The sequence below is a fragment of the Citrobacter sp. Cpo061 genome (assembly GCF_030332845.1).
Taxonomy (GTDB): Bacteria; Pseudomonadota; Gammaproteobacteria; order Enterobacterales; family Enterobacteriaceae; genus Citrobacter; species Citrobacter portucalensis.
In genome coordinates this window covers 286,931-307,549 of record NZ_JAOWHB010000054.1, presented here as the reverse complement: position 1 = coordinate 307,549, position 20,619 = coordinate 286,931, and the positions used below count along the sequence as shown (strand labels likewise).

The 20,619-nt window shown below is 50.8% G+C and carries 13 protein-coding genes; 6 read left to right on the top strand and 7 right to left on the bottom strand.

Annotated features, from left to right (window positions below; all coding sequences use genetic code 11):
• Positions 1–1,068 carry a glycerophosphodiester phosphodiesterase gene (gene glpQ / locus OGX97_RS21630; protein WP_032944051.1) on the top strand — a complete coding sequence of 356 codons (1,068 nt, stop codon included), beginning with the start codon at positions 1–3 and terminating at the stop codon, positions 1,066–1,068.
• A gap of 61 nt (positions 1,069–1,129) precedes the next feature.
• Here glpQ and OGX97_RS21625 read toward each other — a convergent pair whose 3' ends face one another.
• The gene (locus OGX97_RS21625) at positions 1,130–2,008 is read right to left on the bottom strand and encodes a LysR family transcriptional regulator (RefSeq protein WP_213752565.1); all 879 of its coding nucleotides are present in this window, start codon (positions 2,006–2,008) and stop codon (positions 1,130–1,132) included.
• A gap of 160 nt (positions 2,009–2,168) precedes the next feature.
• On the opposite strand from OGX97_RS21625, the gene OGX97_RS21620 reads away from it, so the two are divergent.
• Positions 2,169–3,359, top strand: a complete 1,191-nt coding sequence (locus tag OGX97_RS21620) for an MFS transporter (protein ID WP_032944048.1) — start codon at positions 2,169–2,171, stop codon at positions 3,357–3,359.
• A 3-nt stretch (positions 3,360–3,362) separates the two neighbouring features.
• On the opposite strand, the gene yfaE is transcribed toward OGX97_RS21620, so the two are convergent.
• The 4 genes from yfaE to ubiG form a co-directional block, all read right to left on the bottom strand.
• Positions 3,363–3,617, bottom strand: coding sequence for a ferredoxin-like diferric-tyrosyl radical cofactor maintenance protein YfaE (gene yfaE, locus OGX97_RS21615; protein WP_003027609.1), 255 nt, complete (start codon positions 3,615–3,617; stop codon positions 3,363–3,365).
• Entirely contained in the window at positions 3,617–4,747 is a 1,131-nt protein-coding gene (gene nrdB, locus OGX97_RS21610; protein ID WP_003834668.1) for a class Ia ribonucleoside-diphosphate reductase subunit beta, read from the bottom strand. Before nrdB ends, yfaE begins: the two co-directional genes overlap by 1 nt.
• A gap of 110 nt (positions 4,748–4,857) precedes the next feature.
• The gene (gene nrdA / locus OGX97_RS21605; RefSeq protein ID WP_003834667.1) at positions 4,858–7,143 is read right to left on the bottom strand and encodes a class 1a ribonucleoside-diphosphate reductase subunit alpha; all 2,286 of its coding nucleotides are present in this window, start codon (positions 7,141–7,143) and stop codon (positions 4,858–4,860) included.
• 419 nt (positions 7,144–7,562) lie between these two features.
• Positions 7,563–8,291 carry a bifunctional 2-polyprenyl-6-hydroxyphenol methylase/3-demethylubiquinol 3-O-methyltransferase UbiG gene (gene ubiG / locus OGX97_RS21600; RefSeq protein ID WP_008785314.1) on the bottom strand — a complete coding sequence of 243 codons (729 nt, stop codon included), beginning with the start codon at positions 8,289–8,291 and terminating at the stop codon, positions 7,563–7,565.
• Between the two features lie 158 nt (positions 8,292–8,449).
• Between ubiG and gyrA the strand changes: the two genes are divergently transcribed.
• Positions 8,450–11,089: a DNA topoisomerase (ATP-hydrolyzing) subunit A gene (gene gyrA / locus OGX97_RS21595; protein WP_279850739.1), complete on the top strand. Its 2,640-nt coding sequence runs from the start codon at positions 8,450–8,452 to the stop codon at positions 11,087–11,089.
• Between the two features lie 120 nt (positions 11,090–11,209).
• The gene (gene rcsC / locus OGX97_RS21590) at positions 11,210–14,056 is read left to right on the top strand and encodes a two-component system sensor histidine kinase RcsC (RefSeq protein WP_279850740.1); all 2,847 of its coding nucleotides are present in this window, start codon (positions 11,210–11,212) and stop codon (positions 14,054–14,056) included.
• A gap of 118 nt (positions 14,057–14,174) precedes the next feature.
• On the opposite strand, the gene rcsB is transcribed toward rcsC, so the two are convergent.
• On the bottom strand, positions 14,175–14,825 hold the full coding sequence (rcsB, locus tag OGX97_RS21585) for a response regulator transcription factor RcsB (protein WP_003027592.1): 651 nt from the start codon (positions 14,823–14,825) through the stop codon (positions 14,175–14,177).
• Between the two features lie 16 nt (positions 14,826–14,841).
• Positions 14,842–17,511, bottom strand: a complete 2,670-nt coding sequence (gene rcsD / locus OGX97_RS21580) for a phosphotransferase RcsD (RefSeq protein WP_235127140.1) — start codon at positions 17,509–17,511, stop codon at positions 14,842–14,844.
• A gap of 737 nt (positions 17,512–18,248) precedes the next feature.
• Between rcsD and OGX97_RS21575 the strand changes: the two genes are divergently transcribed.
• On the top strand, positions 18,249–19,373 hold the full coding sequence (locus tag OGX97_RS21575) for a porin OmpC (protein WP_235127143.1): 1,125 nt from the start codon (positions 18,249–18,251) through the stop codon (positions 19,371–19,373).
• 114 nt (positions 19,374–19,487) lie between these two features.
• Positions 19,488–20,540 carry an FAD:protein FMN transferase ApbE gene (apbE, locus tag OGX97_RS21570; RefSeq protein WP_235127149.1) on the top strand — a complete coding sequence of 351 codons (1,053 nt, stop codon included), beginning with the start codon at positions 19,488–19,490 and terminating at the stop codon, positions 20,538–20,540.
• The last annotated feature ends 79 nt before the right edge of the window (positions 20,541–20,619 follow it).

Genomic DNA, 20,619 nt, shown 5'->3' with positions numbered 1-20,619 from the left:
ATGAAAACTACATTGAAAAGTCTCAGCGTGGCGCTGATGCTCACAGGTATGGTGGTCAGCAGCGCGGCGGTTGCCGCAGATAAAATCGTGATTGCGCACCGTGGTGCGAGCGGTTATCTACCGGAGCATACGCTGCCAGCGAAAGCGATGGCCTATGCCCAGGGTGCGGATTATCTGGAGCAGGATTTGGTGATGACCAAGGATGACCATCTGGTCGTCCTGCATGATCATTATCTTGACCGCGTCACCGATGTTGCCGAGCGTTTCCCGGATCGGGCGCGTAAAGACGGGCGTTACTACGCTATCGACTTTACGCTGGATGAAATTAAATCGCTGAAATTTACCGAAGGCTTCGATATCGAAAATGGCAAAAAGGTCCAGACCTACCCAGGGCGCTTCCCGATGGGTAAATCTGATTTCCGCGTGCACACGTTCGAAGAAGAGATTGAGTTTGTTCAGGGATTAAATCATTCCACCGGTAAAAACATCGGTATTTACCCGGAAATGAAAGCGCCGTGGTTCCATCACCAGGAAGGGAAGGACATTGCGGCTAAGACGCTGGAAGTGCTGAAAAAGTACGGGTATACCGACAAGAACGACAAGGTCTATCTACAGTGTTTTGATGTTGCAGAGTTGAAGCGCATTAAAAATGAACTGGAACCGAAGATGGGGATGGATCTCAATCTGGTACAGTTGATTGCGTACACCGACTGGAATGAAACTCAGGAGAAAAAGCCGGACGGTAGTTGGGTTAATTACAACTACGACTGGATGTTTAAGCCGGGTGCCATGAAGCAGGTTGCGCAGTATGCGGACGGCATTGGGCCGGACTACCACATGCTGATTGATGAGAAGTCGAAGAAGGGCAATATCTCGTTAACTGGCATGGTGCAGGACGCACATCAGAACAAGATGGTGGTGCATCCTTATACCGTTCGCGCCGATCAACTGCCGGATTACACCACTGACGTAAACCAGCTGTATGACATTCTTTATAACAAGGCGGGCGTTGACGGGCTGTTCACCGACTTCCCCGACAAAGCAGTGAAATTCTTGAATAAAGAGTGATGGCGTAAGGCCTGTGATGCACCTCCGGTCACAGGCCTAAATGGATGAAACGTTTTAACTGCTAGATAAGGCCGTCTGCTGTCAACGTTTCCATACATGCCTGCAGGAGAAATAAAGGGCTGCCGTCCACCGGCGGCTCTTTTGCCAGTAAGGATATCTGTCGATAGAACGTCGGTTCCAGCGCGACTGAGCGTACTTTCCCACCAACCGCCTTCAGCGTTAATTCCGGTAATAACGCTATACCCAGCCCCTGACGAATAAAGCTCATCGCGGTATCCGGATGGTTAAACTCGTATTTAATGACCGGTTCAATTCCCTTCTCTTTAAATAGCGCCATGATGCTTAATTCATAGCGACCTTTGCTGATAATGAGCGGTTCTCCAACCAGTTGTTCCACTGAAATCGTTCTATTGGCCGCCAGCGGATGGCTTTCAGGAACTACAACGGTAAATTTGTCGCGATACACCGGTACGCAGTACATGCCATTTACCGGGAAATGTACAAATCCCGCATCGATATCCCCACTGCGCAGGGAATCAACGATTGCCGTGCTGTTTTCTTCATAAGGGATAATTTTGATATGCGGGTGGTGCTGCTCGAAGTGGTGGATGATACCGGGCAAAATACAGGCACAGGCGCTGGGAAAGCAGCCGATTCGCAGGGTTCTGGCCGGGTTTTGTCGCTCTTGCTCGGCAATCTCTTTCACCGCGTTGGTTTCAGACACGATCGTCCGCAGGTGTGAAACGATCCGACTCCCGGCCGGACTAAGTTGAATGTCTTTGCGGCGTTCGCGGATAAGAATATCAACCCCTAGTTCTTCCTCTAGCGCTGAAATTGCCTGGCTAACGGCGGATTGGGTCATGTACAGCCGCTTGCTGGCTTCGGTAAAACCACCGTACTCAAGTACGGCAAGCAGGGCATGGATCTGGGTTAATGTCATTAGCTCCCTCTAATCAACAATATTAAAACGATTAATTTCTCTAATATAATGGACCTGTTTATACTTGCGGTCTACCGTAAAATCACACTTCGACGCACCTGTCCGTAGTTCAGTTGAGCTGAGCGTTGCCTGCGTGCGCCGTCTGGACAGGTTGTCGAATATGAAAGAAAAACTGTGGACGAAAGATTTTTGGGCAATAACGATAATCAGCTTTATTATATTTTTTGTTTTTTATGTCCTGCTCACGCTGTTGCCGATCTATATTTCGGATCGCCTGCATGCCACTCCAGATAAGGCCGGATTATTAGTCACCTTCTTTTTGGGGGCCGCAATTGTTGTGCGCCCGTTTGCGGGACAATGGGTAGGAAAATATTCGAATAAAACAATTCTGGTGCTCTCTTCTCTGGCCTTTTTGGTGGTCACTGCGCTGTATCCTGTTTGCCACTCAATTGAATCACTGCTGTTGATTCGGGTGCTTCATGGTGTAACGTTTGGCGTTATTACCACGGTAAAAGGAACGATTTCCGCGCGGTTGATACCGGCCTCCCGACGTGGGGAGGGCATCAGTTTTTTCTCGTTAGCCATGGGACTGGCAATGGTTGTGGGGCCGTGGGTAGGGCTGAACATGGCACGCTGGGAAGCTTTTACCACTGCATTCTGGCTGTGTAGCGCGGTTGCCGTACTGGGTATTATCCTGTCATTGATTGTCGCCGTACCGCCGGTTATCCGTCATGCTGACGGCTCAAAACCGAAGCTGGGATTTGCTGCTATGTTTGATCGCGCCGCACTGCCTTTCGCGATGGTGACGTTTTTCATGACCTTTTCGTACGCGGGCGTTTCCGCTTTTCTCGCACTGTATGCGCGCGAGCTCGATCTAATGGCCGCCGCCAGTAATTTCCTGCTGTGCTACGCCATTTGCCTGATGATCTGTCGAACCTTTACCGGCAATATTTGTGATAAAAAAGGGCCGAAATACGTGGTCTATCCGTGTTTGCTGGCCTTCACTGTCGGGCTGGTGGCGCTTGGCTATACTAACGGCAGCATTATGATGATTATTTCCGGTGGATTGATTGGCATCGGTTATGGTTCGGTCACGCCCGTATTTCAGACACAAATTATTAGTTCGGTGGAACCCCATAAAATTGGTATCGCCAATTCGCTGTTTTTCAATGCGATGGATGCGGGAATGGCAATCGGCGCGTTTATCATGGGGATGATGGTCGAGGGCGTGGGATATCGGGCGATTTATCTGGTGGGGGCGCTGCTGGTGGTACTGGCCGGGGCGCTGTATATCATGCAGATGAAAAAACGCGGAGACGTGGTACTGGTCTCCGCGCATGAAGTTCACTAAACACTACAGCTCTATTTCAATATCGCCTTTTGCCCGGCAACAGCACGGCAATATTTCACCGGGCTGAATGAAGGCCAGCGGTTCTGCAATCCAGTCAACCTGTCCCGCCACCAGGCGGGTACGGCAGGAGCCGCAGTAGCCTTCACGACACTGATATTCGACTTCAACATCGTGCGACTCGAGCGCGGCAAGCAGGGAAGGGTGTTCATCCTGGCACAGCAACTGCGTGCCAGAGATGCGCAGAGTCACGCGGCCCATCAGAGCTGGAAGTTACTCAGATCGTCAGTATCGACTTCGGCATCGATCTGGCCGACCAGATAAGAGCTGACTTCCACTTCCTGCGGCGCAACCTGGACGTTGTCAGACACCAGCCAGGTATTGATCCAAGGGATCGGGTTAGAACGTGTCTGGAATGGTAGATCGAGTCCAACAGCCTGCATACGGATGTTGGTGATGTACTCAACGTACTGGCACAGAATGTCTTTGTTCAGGCCAATCATTGAGCCATCACGGAACAGATAGTCCGCCCACTCTTTTTCCTGCAGCGCGGCCTGTACGAACAGGTCGTAGCACTCTTGTTTGCACTCTTCGGCAATTTCCGCCATCTCCGGATCGTCCACGCCGCTGCGCAGCAGGTTCAGCATATGCTGAGTGCCGGTCAGGTGCAGGGCTTCGTCGCGGGCGATCAGACGAATAATTTTCGCGTTGCCTTCCATCAGTTCACGTTCGGCGAAGGCGAAAGAGCAGGCGAAGCTGACATAAAAGCGGATCGCTTCCAGCGCGTTCACGCTCATCAGGCACAGATACAGCTTCTTCTTCAGCTCACGCAGGTTTACGACAACCGTTTTACCATTAACGGTATGCGTACCTTCGCCCAGCAAATGCCAGTAGCTGGTCATCTCGATCAATTCGTCGTAGTAGCTGGAGATGCCTTCTGCGCGTTTCTGGATTTGCTCGTTGGTGACGATATCGTCAAACACCACCGCCGGATCGTTAACAATATTACGGATGATGTGGGTGTAAGAGCGGGAGTGGATCGTTTCAGAAAACGCCCACGTTTCCACCCAGGTTTCCAGTTCAGGGATCGAGATTAACGGCAGCAGCGCGACGTTAGGACTACGTCCCTGAATGGAGTCCAGCAGCGTCTGATACTTCAGGTTGCTGATGAAGATATGTTTTTCATGTTCCGGCAATGCCTGGAAGTCGATACGATCGCGAGAAACATCGACTTCTTCCGGACGCCAGAAGAAAGAGAGCTGCTTTTCGATCAGTTTTTCAAAGATGTCATATTTTTGCTGATCGTAGCGGGCGACGTTCACCGGCTGGCCGAAGAACATCGGTTCCAGAAGCTGATCATTTTTCGTCTGTGAAAAAGTGGTGTATGCCATTGATGTGAATCCTGTCTGGAATGTACTGCCGGATGCGCTTTGCTTATCCGGCCTACAATACCGCGAATTAATTTGTAGGCCGGGTAAGCGTTACGCCACCCGGCAAAAGATTAAATCTTACATGCGCCGCTTTCGCAGCCATCGTCCTGAATGGACGGTACCAGATCGTCCTGAGAGTCTTCCGCACCGTCACGGGTGTTCTGATAATACAGCGTTTTGACACCAAATTTGTAGGCGGTGAGCAGGTCTTTCAGCAACTGCTGCATCGGTACTTTTCCGGACGGGAAGCGCGACGGATCGTAGTTGGTGTTGGCGGAAATCGACTGATCGATAAATTTCTGCATGATGCCTACCAGCTGCAGATAGCCGTCGTTGTTTGGCATTTCCCACAGCAGTTCGTATGCGTCGTGCAGGTGTTCGTAGTCCGGCACGACCTGACGCAGAATCCCATCTTTCGATGCTTTGATGCTCACGTAACCGCGTGGCGGTTCAATACCGTTGGTGGCGTTGGAGATCTGCGAAGAGGTCTCGGACGGCATCAGGGCTGACAGCGTGGAGTTACGCAGGCCGTGAGTCTTGATAGATTCACGCAGCTGTTCCCAGTCCATATGCAGCGGTTCGTTAGCGATAGCATCAAGATCTTTTTTATAGGTATCAATCGGCAGAATACCTTTCGCATAGGTGGTTTCGTTAAACCATGGGCATGCGCCTTGCTCTTTTGCCAGCTCGTTAGAAGCCTTCAGCAGGTAATATTGAATCGCTTCAAAGGTTTTGTGAGTCAGGTTATTGGCGCTGCCGTCAGAGTAGCGTTTACCGTTTTTCGCCAGCCAGTAAGCGTAGTTGATCACGCCAATACCCAGCGTACGACGACCCATCGCACCGCGTTTGGCGGCCGGAATCGGATAATCCTGGTAATCGAGCAGCGCATCCAGCGCACGTACCGCCAGTACAGCCAGCTCTTCCAGTTCGTCCAGACTTTCGATAGCGCCCAGGTTAAATGCGGACAGCGTACACAGTGCGATTTCGCCGTTTTCATCGTTAACGTCGGTTAGCGGTTTGGTCGGCAGAGCAATTTCCAGGCACAGGTTGGACTGGCGTACCGGCGCGACAACCGGATCAAACGGGCTATGGGTGTTGCAGTGGTCAACGTTCTGAATGTAGATACGACCGGTCGAGGCACGTTCCTGCATCATCAGTGAGAACAGCTCAACTGCTTTCACGCGCTGTTTGCGGATGCTGTCGTCGTTTTCATATTGGGTGTACAGACGCTCGAACTCATCCTGATCGGCGAAGAACGCGTCATACAGACCCGGGACGTCGGACGGGCTAAACAGGGTGATGTCACCGCCTTTCAGCAGGCGGGTGTACATCAGCTTGTTGATCTGTACGCCGTAGTCCATGTGACGAACGCGGTTACCTTCGACGCCACGGTTGTTTTTCAGGACCAGCAGGCTTTCAACTTCCAGGTGCCACATTGGGTAGAACAGCGTGGCTGCACCACCGCGTACGCCACCCTGAGAGCAGGATTTCACCGCAGTCTGGAAATGCTTGTAGAACGGAATACAGCCGGTGTGGAACGCTTCACCGCCGCGAATCGGGCTACCCAGCGCACGGATGCGACCAGCGTTAATGCCGATACCGGCACGCTGAGAAACGTATTTCACAATTGCGCTGGAGGTTGCGTTGATGGAGTCCAGGCTGTCGCCGCACTCGATTAGTACGCAGGAGCTGAACTGACGCGTAGGGGTACGCACGCCGGACATAATTGGCGTCGGCAGCGAGATTTTGAACGTAGAAACGGCGTCGTAGAAACGTTTTACATATTGCAGACGTGTTTCACGCGGATAGTTAGAGAACAGGCAAGCCGCTACCAGAATGTAGAGGAACTGTGCGCTTTCATAGATCTCACCGGTAACACGGTTTTGCACCAGATATTTACCTTCCAACTGCTTCACCGCAGCGTAGGAGAAGGTCATATCACGGTCGTGTACGATGAACGAGTCCATCTGCTTGAACTCTTCTTCCGTGTAGTCTTCCAGCAGATGATTGTCGTATTTGCCCATTTCAACCATTTTCACGACATGGTCGAACAGCTTTGGCGGTTCAAACTCACCGTACGCTTTTTTACGCAGGTGGAAAATCGCCAGACGGGCAGCCAGATATTGATAATCCGGCGCTTCGCGGGAGATCAGGTCGGCGGCTGCTTTGATGATTGTTTCATGGATGTCGGAGGTCTTGATTCCGTCATAAAACTGAATGTGGGAGCGCAGCTCGACCTGAGAAATCGATACGTTATTCAGTCCTTCTGCCGCCCAATCCAGAACTCGGTGGATTTTGTCGAGATTGATGCGCTCTGTACTACCATCACGCTTTGTCACCAGCAGACTCTGATTCATGTGGTTTTTTACCTGTCCGTGAAAGAAAAAATATCCCCCATATTATCCACAGAGTCATGTTGTGACTAAGTCTGTGGATAAATACTATATGTAGGGGTTGTTTGATAAAATAGACGCTATATGGTGAGTATTCTAGTAGGGATTCTTTTCAGCACAAGAGTTGATTTTGAGGTTAAATTGAGGTTGCAAAAGGGTGATAATCGCTAAGTGCGCGTCTTATAAGGCCTGGCGGGGATGTCAATAATTGAGAAAAAAAATAGAAAATTTGATCGAGTGCTGATTTCTTCATCTAAGGCAAGGAAAGTTCTTATGATCTGGCACAGGATTTGTAGGCCTGATAAGCGAAACGTCATCAGGCATGGTTCCAGTAAGCATGCCGGATGGCGGCGTTGCACGCTTTATCCGGCCTACAGGAGCGGTTAATCAACCTTGGCGGTGGTATGTACCATATAGTTCACATCAACGCCCGGGCCAAGTTTGAAGGTGTTGGTGATGGGGTTGTAATGCAGGCCGGTCATATGGCGCTCTTTCAGTACGGTCTGGTCAACCCACTCTAATAATTCAGCAGGCTTAATAAACTTTTTCACATCGTGCGTGCCTTTCGGCACCATGCGCAGAATATATTCCGCTCCGACCACCGCCATCAGCCAGGATTTGCCGTTGCGGTTAAGCGTGGAGAAAAATACTTCGCCACCCGGTTTGACCAGCCTGGCGCAAGCTCTGACTACTGACTGTGGGTCTGGCACGTGCTCCAGCATTTCCATGCAGGTGACAACGTCATACTGATGTGCATGCTTTTCCGCATGCTCTTCGACGGTTTCTTGTACGTACTCTACCTGGATACCGCTTTCCAGTGCATGCAGTTTTGCTACCTGCAGCGGTTCAAAACCCATGTCCAGTCCGGTGACGGTGGCACCTTCGCGCGCCATACTCTCCGCCAGAATACCGCCGCCGCATCCGACGTCGAGTACCTTTTTACCAAACAGGCCGCCTGAGCGCTCAGTAATATAGCCCAGACGCAGTGGGTTAATGCGGTGCAGCGGCTTAAATTCACCCTCAAGATCCCACCAGCGTGACGCGACTGCTTCAAACTTGGCAATTTCTTCATGGTCAACGTTGTGAGCTACCGGAGGTTTTTCGGCATTCATTGGGGCTTCTACTCCTAAATTTGCGATGCAAATGAGTATATCAGCCTGACGGGATGAATAAAGCCTCTGTCAGGGGGAATCCATTTACCTGAATCTGCACGGATGTGTTATAATTTGCGACCTTTGAATCCGGGATACAGTAGAGGGATAGCGGTTAGATGAGCGACCTTGCGAGAGAAATTACACCGGTCAACATTGAGGAAGAGCTGAAGAGCTCCTATCTGGATTATGCGATGTCGGTCATTGTTGGCCGTGCGCTGCCGGACGTCCGAGATGGCCTGAAACCGGTTCACCGTCGCGTACTTTACGCCATGAACGTATTGGGCAACGACTGGAATAAAGCCTATAAAAAATCTGCCCGTGTCGTTGGTGACGTAATCGGTAAATACCACCCTCATGGTGATACCGCCGTTTACGACACCATTGTTCGTATGGCGCAGCCATTCTCCTTGCGCTACATGCTGGTAGATGGTCAGGGTAACTTTGGTTCTGTCGATGGCGACTCCGCAGCGGCGATGCGTTATACGGAAATCCGTATGTCGAAAATCGCCCATGAGCTGATGGCTGACCTGGAAAAAGAAACGGTTGATTTCGTCGATAACTATGACGGCACCGAACAAATTCCTGACGTCATGCCGACCAAAATTCCTAACCTGCTGGTGAACGGTTCGTCCGGTATCGCGGTAGGTATGGCGACCAACATTCCGCCGCACAACTTGACCGAAGTGATCAACGGCTGTCTGGCATACATTGACGATGAAGACATCAGCATTGAAGGGCTGATGGAACATATTCCGGGTCCGGACTTCCCGACTGCCGCGATCATCAATGGTCGTCGTGGTATCGAAGAAGCCTACCGTACCGGTCGTGGCAAAGTGTACATTCGCGCACGCGCGGAAGTCGAAGCGGATGCCAAAACGGGTCGTGAAACCATCATCGTTCACGAAATTCCGTATCAGGTAAACAAAGCGCGCCTGATTGAGAAAATCGCCGAGCTGGTAAAAGACAAACGCGTTGAAGGCATCAGCGCGCTGCGTGACGAGTCTGACAAAGACGGTATGCGCATCGTGATAGAAGTGAAACGCGATGCGGTCGGGGAAGTGGTTCTGAACAACCTCTATTCCCAGACCCAACTGCAGGTTTCCTTCGGTATCAACATGGTTGCATTGCACCATGGCCAGCCGAAGATCATGAACCTGAAAGATATTATTGCCGCGTTCGTACGTCACCGCCGTGAAGTCGTAACCCGTCGTACTATCTTTGAACTGCGTAAAGCCCGCGACCGTGCGCACATCCTTGAAGCGCTGGCGATTGCGCTGGCGAACATCGATCCGATCATCGAACTGATCCGCCGCGCGCCGACCCCGGCTGAAGCGAAAGCTGCGCTGGTTGCGCGTTCGTGGGAACTGGGCAACGTTTCCGCCATGCTGGAACGTGCCGGTGATGACGCCGCGCGTCCTGAATGGCTGGAGCCGGAATTTGGCGTGCGTGACGGTCAGTACTATCTGACTGAACAGCAGGCCCAGGCTATTCTGGATCTGCGTTTGCAGAAACTGACCGGCCTTGAGCACGAAAAACTGCTCGACGAATACAAAGAGCTGCTGGAACAGATCGCTGAACTGCTGCACATTCTGGGCAGCGCCGATCGTCTGATGGAAGTTATCCGTGAAGAGATGGAGCTGATTCGTGAACAGTTCGGTGACGCTCGTCGTACCGAAATCACCGCGAACAGCGCTGACATCAACATCGAAGATCTGATTAGCCAGGAAGATGTTGTCGTAACCTTGTCTCATCAGGGCTACGTGAAATATCAGCCGTTAACCGATTACGAAGCGCAGCGACGTGGCGGTAAAGGTAAATCAGCAGCACGCATTAAAGAAGAAGACTTTATTGACCGCCTGCTGGTGGCCAACACCCATGACACGATCCTCTGCTTCTCCAGCCGTGGTCGTTTGTACTGGATGAAGGTCTATCAGTTGCCGGAAGCAAGCCGTGGCGCACGTGGACGTCCAATCGTCAACCTGCTGCCGCTGGAAGCTAACGAACGTATTACCGCAATTCTACCAGTACGTGAGTACGAAGAGGGCGTGAACGTCTTCATGGCAACCGCTAGCGGTACCGTGAAGAAAACGGCGCTGACCGAATTCAGCCGTCCGCGTTCTGCCGGTATTATTGCGGTTAACCTGAACGAAGGCGACGAACTGATTGGTGTAGATCTGACGTCCGGCAGTGACGAAGTCATGTTGTTCTCTGCGGCTGGTAAAGTGGTGCGCTTTAAAGAAGATGCTGTCCGTGCAATGGGTCGTACCGCGACCGGTGTACGCGGTATCAAGCTGGCGGAAAAAGATAGCGTGGTATCGCTGATCGTTCCGCGCGGTGAAGGCGCTATCCTGACCGTTACTCAGAACGGTTACGGTAAACGTACGGCGGCGGAAGAGTATCCGACCAAGTCTCGTGCGACCCAGGGTGTTATCTCCATCAAGGTTACCGAGCGCAACGGTTCCGTTGTTGGCGCTGTGCAGGTTGAAGATACCGACCAGATCATGATGATCACCGACGCTGGTACGCTGGTACGTACTCGCGTGTCGGAAATCAGCGTGGTAGGGCGTAATACCCAGGGTGTGATCCTTATCCGTACTGCGGAAGACGAAAACGTCGTGGGTCTGCAACGCGTTGCTGAACCGGTTGATGATGAAGAGCTCGATTCCATCGACGGAAGCGCAGCTGAAGGTGACGAGGATTTCGCACCTGAAGCGGAAAGCGATGATGATGCAGCAGCGGATGACGCTGACGAGTAATTAAGACGCTATAAAAGGGCCGGAGAAATCCGGCCCTTTTTTTAATGGCATTGCGACAAAAGACATTTACCGCTACCTTAACCACACTCTATTAATGCCCTGAGGCGGAGCTTCGCCCCTTTGAAATACCTTGCTTCCGTTCATTCAACCCTAAAAGTTTCACGCTACCTGTTCAGAGCGTTGGCGCTCGTTATCTGGTGTCTGATTGCGTTCGCCTCCGTGTTCTACATTGTGAATGCGCTGCATCAGCGAGAGTCTGAGATCCATCAGGAGCTTAATCTCAGCTCCGATCAGGCCCAGCGCTACATTCAGCGCACATCTGATGTCATTAAAGAGCTGAAATATATTGCCGAAAATCGCTTAACGGCGGAAAACGGCGTGATGTCGCTGCGGGCGCGAGATGATAAAACCGTCGTGCCAAATTTTGAGCCGCTGTTTGCCGACTCCGACTGTTCTGTCATGGGCAACGCCTGGCGAGGTTCTCTGGAATCACTGGCATGGTTTATGCGCTACTGGCGCGACAACTTTTCCGCCGCCTATGATTTAAATCGAGTGTTCCTGATTGGCAGCGACAACCTCTGTATGGCTAATTTCGGCTTGCGTGATATGCCTGTCGAACGTGACGAGGCCCTGAAGGCGTTGCATGAGCGCATTATTAAGTATCGCAATGCTACGCAAGATGAAAACGGTAACAACTTGTTCTGGATCAGCCAGGGGCCGCGTCCAGGAGTAGGGTATTTCTATGCGCTGACGCCGGTTTACCTCGCCAATCGCCTCCAGGCGCTGTTGGGCGTAGAGCAGCCTATTCGTATGGAGAATTTCTTCACGCCGGGCAGTTTACCGATGGGCGTGACCATCCTCGACGAAAATGGGCATGCGCTGATTTCGCTCACTGGCCCTGAAGGGAATATTAAGGCTGAGCCCCACTGGATGCAGGAACGCTCCTGGTTTGGTTACACGCCGGGTTTCCGCGAGCTGGTATTGAAGAAGAATCTGCCTCCGTCCTCCCTGAGCATCGTTTATTCCGTTCCGGTCGATCTGGTGCTGGAGCGGATCCGCATGATGATCCTGAACGCTATCTTGTTGAACGTGCTGGTTGGCGCGGCATTGTTTATGCTCACGCGCATGTATGAACGGCGCATTTTTATTCCAGCGGAAAGCGATGCTCAGCGGCTGGAAGAACATGAGCAGTTTAACCGTAAAATCGTAGCTTCTGCGCCGGTGGGTATTTGTATTCTGCGCACGATGGATGGGATTAACATCCTGAGTAACGAACTGGCGCACACCTATCTGAACATGCTGACGCATGAAGACCGTCAGCGGTTAACGCAAATTATTTGCGGCCAACAGGTCAATTTTGTTGATGTACTGACCAGCAACAATACCAATCTGCAAATCAGCTTTGTGCACTCGCGCTATCGCAATGAAAACGTGGCAATTTGTGTCCTGGTTGATGTCAGTGCGCGCGTTAAAATGGAAGAGTCGTTGCAGGAGATGGCACAGGCGGCGGAACAGGCTAGTCAGTCCAAATCGATGTTCCTTGCGACGGTGAGCCATGAGCTACGTACACCGTTGTATGGCATTATCGGAAACCTTGATTTGTTGCAAACCAAAGAGTTACCGAGTGGGGTGGATCGTCTGGTAACGGCGATGAATAACTCTTCCAGCCTGCTGCTGAAAATTATCAGCGATATTCTCGACTTCTCAAAAATTGAATCTGAACAGCTGAAGATTGAGCCGCGAGAGTTTTCACCGCGTGAAGTCATGAACCATATTACGGCTAACTATTTGCCGCTGGTGGTCCGCAAGCAGTTGGGGTTGTACTGCTTTATCGACCCGGATGTGCCTGTGGCGCTGAATGGCGATCCGATGCGTTTACAACAGGTGATTTCTAATCTGCTGAGTAACGCAATCAAGTTTACCGATACCGGTTGTATTGTGCTGCACGTGCAGTGCAGCGGCGACTACCTGAGCATTCGAGTGCGTGATACCGGTGTAGGGATCCCTGCCAAAGAGGTGGTTCGGTTGTTCGATCCTTTCTTCCAGGTGGGGACTGGCGTACAGCGTAATTTCCAGGGAACGGGACTCGGTTTGGCGATTTGTGAAAAACTGATCAGCATGATGGATGGGGATATTTCCGTCGATTCCGAGCCGGGAATGGGGAGTCAGTTTACGCTGCGTATTCCGCTTTATGGCGCACAGTATCCGTTGAAAAAGGGTGTAGAAGGATTGGCTGGCACGCGTTGCTGGCTGGCAGTACGCAATGCGTCACTGTACCAATTTCTCGAATCCAGCCTGACGCGTAACGGGATGACGGTGCTGCGATATGAGGGACAACAGCCCGATGCGGATGACCTGCTGGTGGCCGACGATGTGCTGGAACAGGCCTGGCAGGGACGGGCAGCGGTAATTTTCTGCCGCCGCCATATTGGCATTCCGCTGGAAAGAGAGCCTGGAGAATGGGTACACAGCGTGGCGTCACCGCACGAAATGCCTGCGCTGTTGGCGCATATCTACAGTGTAGAGCTGGGGAGTGAAGATCTCTCCACGGCGTTGCCAGCCCCGGCTAAAGCCGGTGCGACGAACGATGACATGATGATCCTGGTTGTTGACGATCACCCTATCAACCGGCGCTTACTGGCCGATCAGCTGGGATCGTTGGGATATCAGTGTAAAACGGCGAATGACGGTGTGGATGCGCTCAATGTACTCAGCAAAAACCATATCGATATCGTGCTGAGTGACGTCAACATGCCAAATATGGATGGTTATCGCCTGACGCAGCGTATCCGCCAGCTAGGGTTAACGCTGCCTGTTGTGGGGGTAACGGCAAACGCGCTTGCCGAAGAGAAGCAGCGTTGTCTGGAATCAGGTATGGATAGCTGTCTGTCCAAGCCGGTGACCTTAGACGTATTGAAGCAAACGCTGGCGGTCTATGCGGAAAGAGTGAGAAAAACGCGGGGATAGGGGATAAAAGAGCCGGATGGCGGCGTTAGTCTTATCCGGCCTACGAAACGTGCACGATGCTGTGTGTTCGTAGGCCTGATAAACGCAGCGCCATCAGGCATTTTGACGTGATAAAGAATTACTCTTTGTCTGATGGACTCAGCGTCACGGAGGAGAGGTAATTCAGCAGTGCGATATCGTTTTCCACACCAAGCTTCATCATTGCCGATTTTTTCTGGCTACTGATGGTTTTAATGCTGCGGTTGAGCTTTTTGGCGATTTCAGTAACCAGGAAACCTTCGGCAAACAAGCGCAGAACTTCACTCTCTTTCGGTGACAGACGTTTGTCGCCATAGCCGCTGGCGCTGATTTTCTCCAGCAGACGAGACACGCTTTCCGGGGTAAATTTCTTACCTTTCTGCAGCGCGGCCAGCGCTTTTGGCAGGTCGGTTGGCGCGCCTTGCTTCAGTACGATCCCTTCGATATCGAGATCCAGTACCGCGCTCAGGATAGCCGGATTGTTGTTCATGGTCAGAACGATAATCGACAGGCTCGGGAAATGGCGCTTGATGTATTTAATTAACGTGATCCCATCACCGTATTTATCTCCCGGCATGGAGAGGTCGGTAATCAACACATGCGCATCCAACTTAGGCAAATTGTTGATCAGTGCAGTGGAGTCTTCAAATTCGCCGACAACATTTACCCACTCGATTTGCTCAAGTGATTTACGAATACCGAACAGTACAATCGGGTGGTCATCGGCAATAATTACGTTCATAGTGTTCATGTATTGGGCTACCTTGCTACAGCAAGCTCTTGACGTATGCGTCAATGTCGCTGATGTATTTTTCTATACCTGGAGCATCTTTCTCTTGAATAAGATGTTCCAGCGCTTCACATAACTGCTTGCCGGGTACCAGATTAAGCATGGCAAACACGCCTTTCAGGCGATGGGCCGTTTGGGCTAATGCAGCGAAATCGCTGATAGCCGCCTCAGTATACAACCTCTTAACATCATCCGGTACTGTGTCTACAAAGAGAGCGTAGTAACCACTGGCATGAAGTTCGGCGTTTTCATCTCCTCCGAGGGGGAGTTCCTGGAACTCTTCTTGTGCCAGCTGCTCTTCAATTAGCTCAAGGACAGCTTCCTGCATAGCATTGCTCATATTAAAGTTGACGCGCAGTTGGCCGGGGCCAATTTTCCGTACGCCAGACTCATCATCGCTTAAAAGCAAGCCCGAGGCAGTAAGATTAGACGGATTATCTGTTAAAAAGAGATCATATTCTTGACTATTCAACCGTTCGTCGGGCGTGATGCAGGTTGCTCCCCAGTTTTCCAGTTGACGTAATACAATGCTCCGTACGTCATTAGAGGTGACATCAACCATTACGCAGACGTCATCCAACAGGCGCTCTTCACTGTCAGCATGTTGATCGTGCAGCGGCATTTTAACATGGACGATGTAACGTGTTCCAAGTTCTTCCCGTGCTTTAATATTCAGGTGTCCGCCAAGCTTGCGGGCTAACTGATCGCACAGCCAGAACGTCAGCGGGTTGGCTTTGCCATTCCGATCGCCCTGCGTGTCATTAATGAATGGGAAATGGAGATTATCAACTTCATTTAATGTGACGCCTTCCCCGGTATCCAGAATGCGGAAGGTCAGGCGTTCGGCCTCTGACTCATCCTGGTCGACTTCCAGCGTGATTTTACCAATCTGAGTGGTAGTTACCGCATATTGGATCAACAGCAGCAAAATACGGCGCAAGGCATCGCGATCGCCACGGCGTTCGTCATGGGCGCTTAGGTGATTTTTAATCAGTAACTGCAGCCCTTTACGCTTAATAGCCGGCAGAACCTCCGGAACCACGTCGTCAATTAATGCCTGCACGGAAAACAGTGTGGATTCACCTTTCCAGGCATCGTTCTCCAGCAGGTTGGCTAGCTGGATTTCGTCCACCATGCGCACCAGAACGTCGGCCTGATTGGCCAGTTTCTGGCTGTCTGGTGTATTGAGCGCGGCGGCATTAGCAGCCAGCGTTTTCGCGGGGTCTTTCAGCGCGCTGCCAATATTCTGCATAAAGGCCGCGCGGGCCTGCTGGTTTTTCTCATACAGCCGCTGTGCTTGTTTCAGCTTCTTATTGACCAGCACCTCGCGGTCCTGGTCACGAATGATAAAGATCTGCGTTCTCGGGGAGATCTGGCTGCGAAACAGTCTGATCTCATACAGTTCATTATTGATGGTGGCCTGAATCACTCCCTGATGCTGCTCTGCCATATTGGTAATGTTTTGCAGATTTAAATGTGGCAGCAGGTGGTCGGCAATTTTATTGCTGATAACCGTGCGGTTTGCTTCCTGATCGTGTACCAGTAATCCCAGCGGCAGAAGGGAAACAATCTCTTCATTGATTGCGCGCAGAACGCGCAGCTCATTATTTGCCGCAAGGTTTGGCGCCACCTGGGTGGAACGGGCAGGGAGGTGGCGAAAGGTGGTATAGCCAAACAGCGCCAGAGCCAGTAACGCAATGTTCAGCAAAAGCGGTAGCAGAATGCTTTGCAATGTGTCGAGTAGCAATGAGCCAAACGGAACCTGCCACACCAGCCGCATATCCGTTGAGTTTAGCGCCGAAGAGATCTCAATTTTACTGTTGTTGAAATTAATGCTGACGCTGTCAGGCGACTCTTTTTCATTCAGGTGCTCGGTCGTTGAGGTGGCATCAGGTTCCAGATGGAAACTGTCCAGCGGCATACCGGGCGGGATCAAGTCATTAATCGGCAGGTCAAAGGCGACAACCGTTGCCAGATGTCCTGGCTGATTAAAGGTCGTGCGTAGCGTGAAGTAATGCCCGTTCTGCCAGGCCAGACGGCGCAGTGAAGAGAAGCTTTCACGTTCATCTAGCGCATTAGCCTGTTGCAGCATCTCAGCTCGCCGGGAATCGACAATATTCCCAATCGTCGATTCTTTAAAACCGGAGGTCAGATCTTTCAGTGGTAACGTTGAGATTAGGATCAGGCTGTTATCCTGACCATTCAGGTAATACATTGACCATGGGACATTCTCCGCGCCCCACAACGTGTCCAGATACGTTGAAATGCGCTGGGTCATTTCCAGCGTAGAACTGTCATGCGAGCCAAAAATCAGCGCCTCGGTCTTTCTGCGGGGTTTCTCAAGATAATAGATATCTTGTTTCAGACGCGTTTCCTGTAGCCCATCTGCGCCTGGTGAACTGGTTGTAGCGGCAATATTGTCATAGATTTGCCAGGTCACGTATCGCCAGGTATCGACCCTTTTATGAATGGCATGGGTAATATCAACAATCTGATAGCTCTTATCTTTTAACCAGGTGTTGACGGCGCTCTGGACCATAACACCCATCATCACCAACAGCACAACGATCAGTAATAAGAAGAAACGGGTAATACTTCCTGGCAACAGGGAGAATCGGGTGGAAACCGTTGTGTCAGACTGACTCATTCGTGTTTATGACCTGTTAAACGACGCGAAAGATGAAAGGGCAGTATAAAGGGTAATGTATGAATTACCACACTTACACCACGCCGCCTGGCCTCCATTCTTTGCGCCTGATTTTGTTGCAGCCATTACGATGCAAAGGTGTACAGAAGATAAAGGCGGGTACAAATATTCGTACGGAATGTATACATTTAGCATTAAATAACAAGAAATTATTTATCAAACTTATATCTGATCGTGACGCCCGAGATAGTTAATAGTCGTTATAGTTTTGCATCGGTAGCACGGAAAGGTAAGTTTTGTGTAAAGAAGGGTAAAAAAAAACCGAACGCAGAGCATTCGGCTGAAATAGGGGTAAACAGACATTCATAAATGAATGACGGTAATAAATAAAGTTAATGATGATAGCGGGTCTATTTTAGTTGCGAGTGAAGATTTTGTTTTGTCATTCAGTGCTATAAGATGCTTTTGTGTAATGCATTGATTTTAAAGACAATTAAAATGATTCTTGATTATTTGTGCTTATTTTGCCTGTTTTTTGATTTTAAAAAAGTTCCCTCATATTAATATTTTGAAACATCTATACCGACAAATGAAACACCTTAAAAGTTTTAGTATCATATTCGTGTTGGATTATTCTGTGTTTTTGCGGAGAATGAAGTTGCCGACTGGTTAATGACCTTAATCAGTATGCAGTGGCATAAAAAAGCAATAAAGGCATATAACAGAGGGTTAATAACATGAAAGTTAAAGTACTGTCCCTCCTGGTACCAGCACTGCTGGTAGCAGGCGCAGCGAATGCGGCTGAAATTTATAACAAAGACGGCAACAAATTAGATCTGTACGGTAAAGTCGACGGTCTGCACTATTTCTCCGACAACAAAGGTGATGATGGTGACAAGACTTACATGCGTATCGGCTTCAAAGGCGAAACTCAGGTTAACGACCAACTGACCGGTTACGGCCAGTGGGAATACCAGATTCAGGGTAACCAGAGTGAAGCGAGCAACGACGCCTGGACGCGTGTGGCATTCGCGGGTCTTAAATTCGCTGATGCAGGTTCTTTCGACTACGGTCGTAACTATGGCGTGACTTATGATGTAACGTCCTGGACCGACGTCCTGCCTGAGTTCGGTGGCGACACCTACGGTGCTGATAACTTCATGCAGCAGCGTGGTAACGGTTATGCGACCTACCGTAACACTGACTTCTTCGGCTTGGTTGATGGCCTGAACTTTGCCCTGCAGTACCAAGGTAAAAACGGCAGCGTAAGCGGTGAAAACGTAGGTGGTCGTAGCCTGCTGACCCAGAATGGCGACGGTTACGGCGGATCTGTGACCTATGATATCGGCGCTGGCTTTGGTGTCGGTGGTGCTATCACGACGTCTAAACGTACTGCTGATCAGAATGCTGTTGGCGTGTACGGTAGCGGTGACCGTGCAACGGTTTATACCGGTGGTCTGAAATACGATGCTAACAACGTTTACCTGGCCGCACAGTACTCCCAGTCCTATAACGCAACCCGTTTCGGTACCTCTAATGGTAGCAACCCGACTGCTGCATATGGCTTCGCGGATAAAGCACAGAATTTTGAAGTTGTGGCACAGTACCAGTTCGATTTCGGTCTGCGTCCGTCCGTGGCTTACCTGCAGTCAAAAGGTAAAGACATCAGCAATGGTTTCACCAGCTACGGTGACCAGGATATCGTGAAATATGTTGATGTTGGCGCAACCTACTACTTCAACAAAAATATGTCTACCTATGTTGATTACAAAATCAACCTGCTGGATGACAACAACTTCACCCGTGATGCTGGCATTGCTACCGATGACATCGTAGCACTGGGTCTGGTTTACCAGTTCTAATCTACATTATGTCTATCAAAGGCCCTGCGGGGCCTTTTTTAATGCCGTTTTTTCGCCGTACAAACAACGATTTTTGGTGTACTCTTGCGCCCGTTCGCATGAGGATAATTACGTATGGAAATGAATTTTTATCGCGCAGCACTGCTGGCTGTGACGATCTTTTTTGTCGGGTGCGATGAGGCCCCGAAACCTGCTCAGACCACAATTCCTGCCACGGTTCTGGAAGGTAAAACGATGGGCACTTTCTGGCGGGTCAGTGTGGTAGGCGTAGATGCCAAACGCGCCAGGGAACTGCAGGCCAAGATCCAGACTCAGCTTGATGCCGATGATCAGCTGCTCTCCACCTATAAAAACGATTCTGCGTTAATGCGCTTTAACCTGTCGAAAAGCCTGTCGCCGTGGCCGGTTAACGACGCCATGGCGGATATCGTGACTTCGGCGCTACGCATTGGTGCAAAAACCGATGGGGCCATGGATATCACCGTGGGGCCGTTAGTCAACCTGTGGGGCTTTGGCCCGGATCAGCAGCCGTTGCATATTCCCACCCAAGCGCAAATTGACGCTGCAAAAGCGCAAACCGGGCTTTCTCATCTGAAAGTTGTGAATGAAGCGCATCAGAACTACCTGCAAAAAGACTTGCCGGATCTGTATGTTGATCTCTCGACCGTTGGTGAAGGGTACGCCGCCGATCATCTGGCTCGATTGATGGAGCAAGAGGGGATCTCCCGTTATCTAGTTTCCGTTGGTGGTGCGCTGAACAGCAGGGGAATGAATGCTGAAGGGCATCCGTGGCGAGTGGCAATCCAGAAACCCACCGATCGTGAAAACGCGGTGCAGGCGATTGTCGACATTAACGGGCACGGCATTAGCACCTCCGGCAGCTACCGGAACTATTATGAGCTGGACGGTAAGCGCCTTTCCCATGTTATCGATCCACAAACCGGTCGCCCGATCGAACATAATCTGGTGTCCGTAACGGTGATTTCGCCAACGGCTCTGGAAGCCGATGGCTGGGATACAGGATTGATGGTGCTTGGCCCGGAAAAGGCCAAAGAAGTCGTGCGTCGTGAAGGGCTGGCGGTCTATATGATTGTGAAAGAGGGTGAGGGGTTTAAAACCTGGATGTCGCCGCAGTTTAATAGCTTTCTGGTCAGCGAAAAAAATTAAAAAGCAAGATTGCGGGTTTTTATGCCCGACGATGGGGACACACTGAGGCTAAGCGCTATGCTTAACAAAGGAGTCCGAA

Bases quoted from the DNA above. Each gene is read 5' to 3' on its own strand.
- OGX97_RS21625 (WP_213752565.1), bottom strand. From the start codon at position 2,008: ATGACATTAACCCAGATCCATGCCCTGCTTGCCGTACTTGAGTACGGT.
- nrdB (WP_003834668.1), bottom strand. From the start codon at position 4,747: ATGGCATACACCACTTTTTCACAGACGAAAAATGATCAGCTTCTGGAA.
- OGX97_RS21620 (WP_032944048.1), top strand. From the start codon at position 2,169: ATGAAAGAAAAACTGTGGACGAAAGATTTTTGGGCAATAACGATAATC.
- glpQ (WP_032944051.1), top strand. From the start codon at position 1: ATGAAAACTACATTGAAAAGTCTCAGCGTGGCGCTGATGCTCACAGGT.
- gyrA (WP_279850739.1), top strand. From the start codon at position 8,450: ATGAGCGACCTTGCGAGAGAAATTACACCGGTCAACATTGAGGAAGAG.
- rcsB (WP_003027592.1), bottom strand. From the start codon at position 14,825: ATGAACACTATGAACGTAATTATTGCCGATGACCACCCGATTGTACTG.
- rcsD (WP_235127140.1), bottom strand. From the start codon at position 17,511: ATGAGTCAGTCTGACACAACGGTTTCCACCCGATTCTCCCTGTTGCCA.
- nrdA (WP_003834667.1), bottom strand. From the start codon at position 7,143: ATGAATCAGAGTCTGCTGGTGACAAAGCGTGATGGTAGTACAGAGCGC.
- ubiG (WP_008785314.1), bottom strand. From the start codon at position 8,291: ATGAATGCCGAAAAACCTCCGGTAGCTCACAACGTTGACCATGAAGAA.
- yfaE (WP_003027609.1), bottom strand. From the start codon at position 3,617: ATGGGCCGCGTGACTCTGCGCATCTCTGGCACGCAGTTGCTGTGCCAG.
- apbE (WP_235127149.1), top strand. From the start codon at position 19,488: ATGGAAATGAATTTTTATCGCGCAGCACTGCTGGCTGTGACGATCTTT.
- OGX97_RS21575 (WP_235127143.1), top strand. From the start codon at position 18,249: ATGAAAGTTAAAGTACTGTCCCTCCTGGTACCAGCACTGCTGGTAGCA.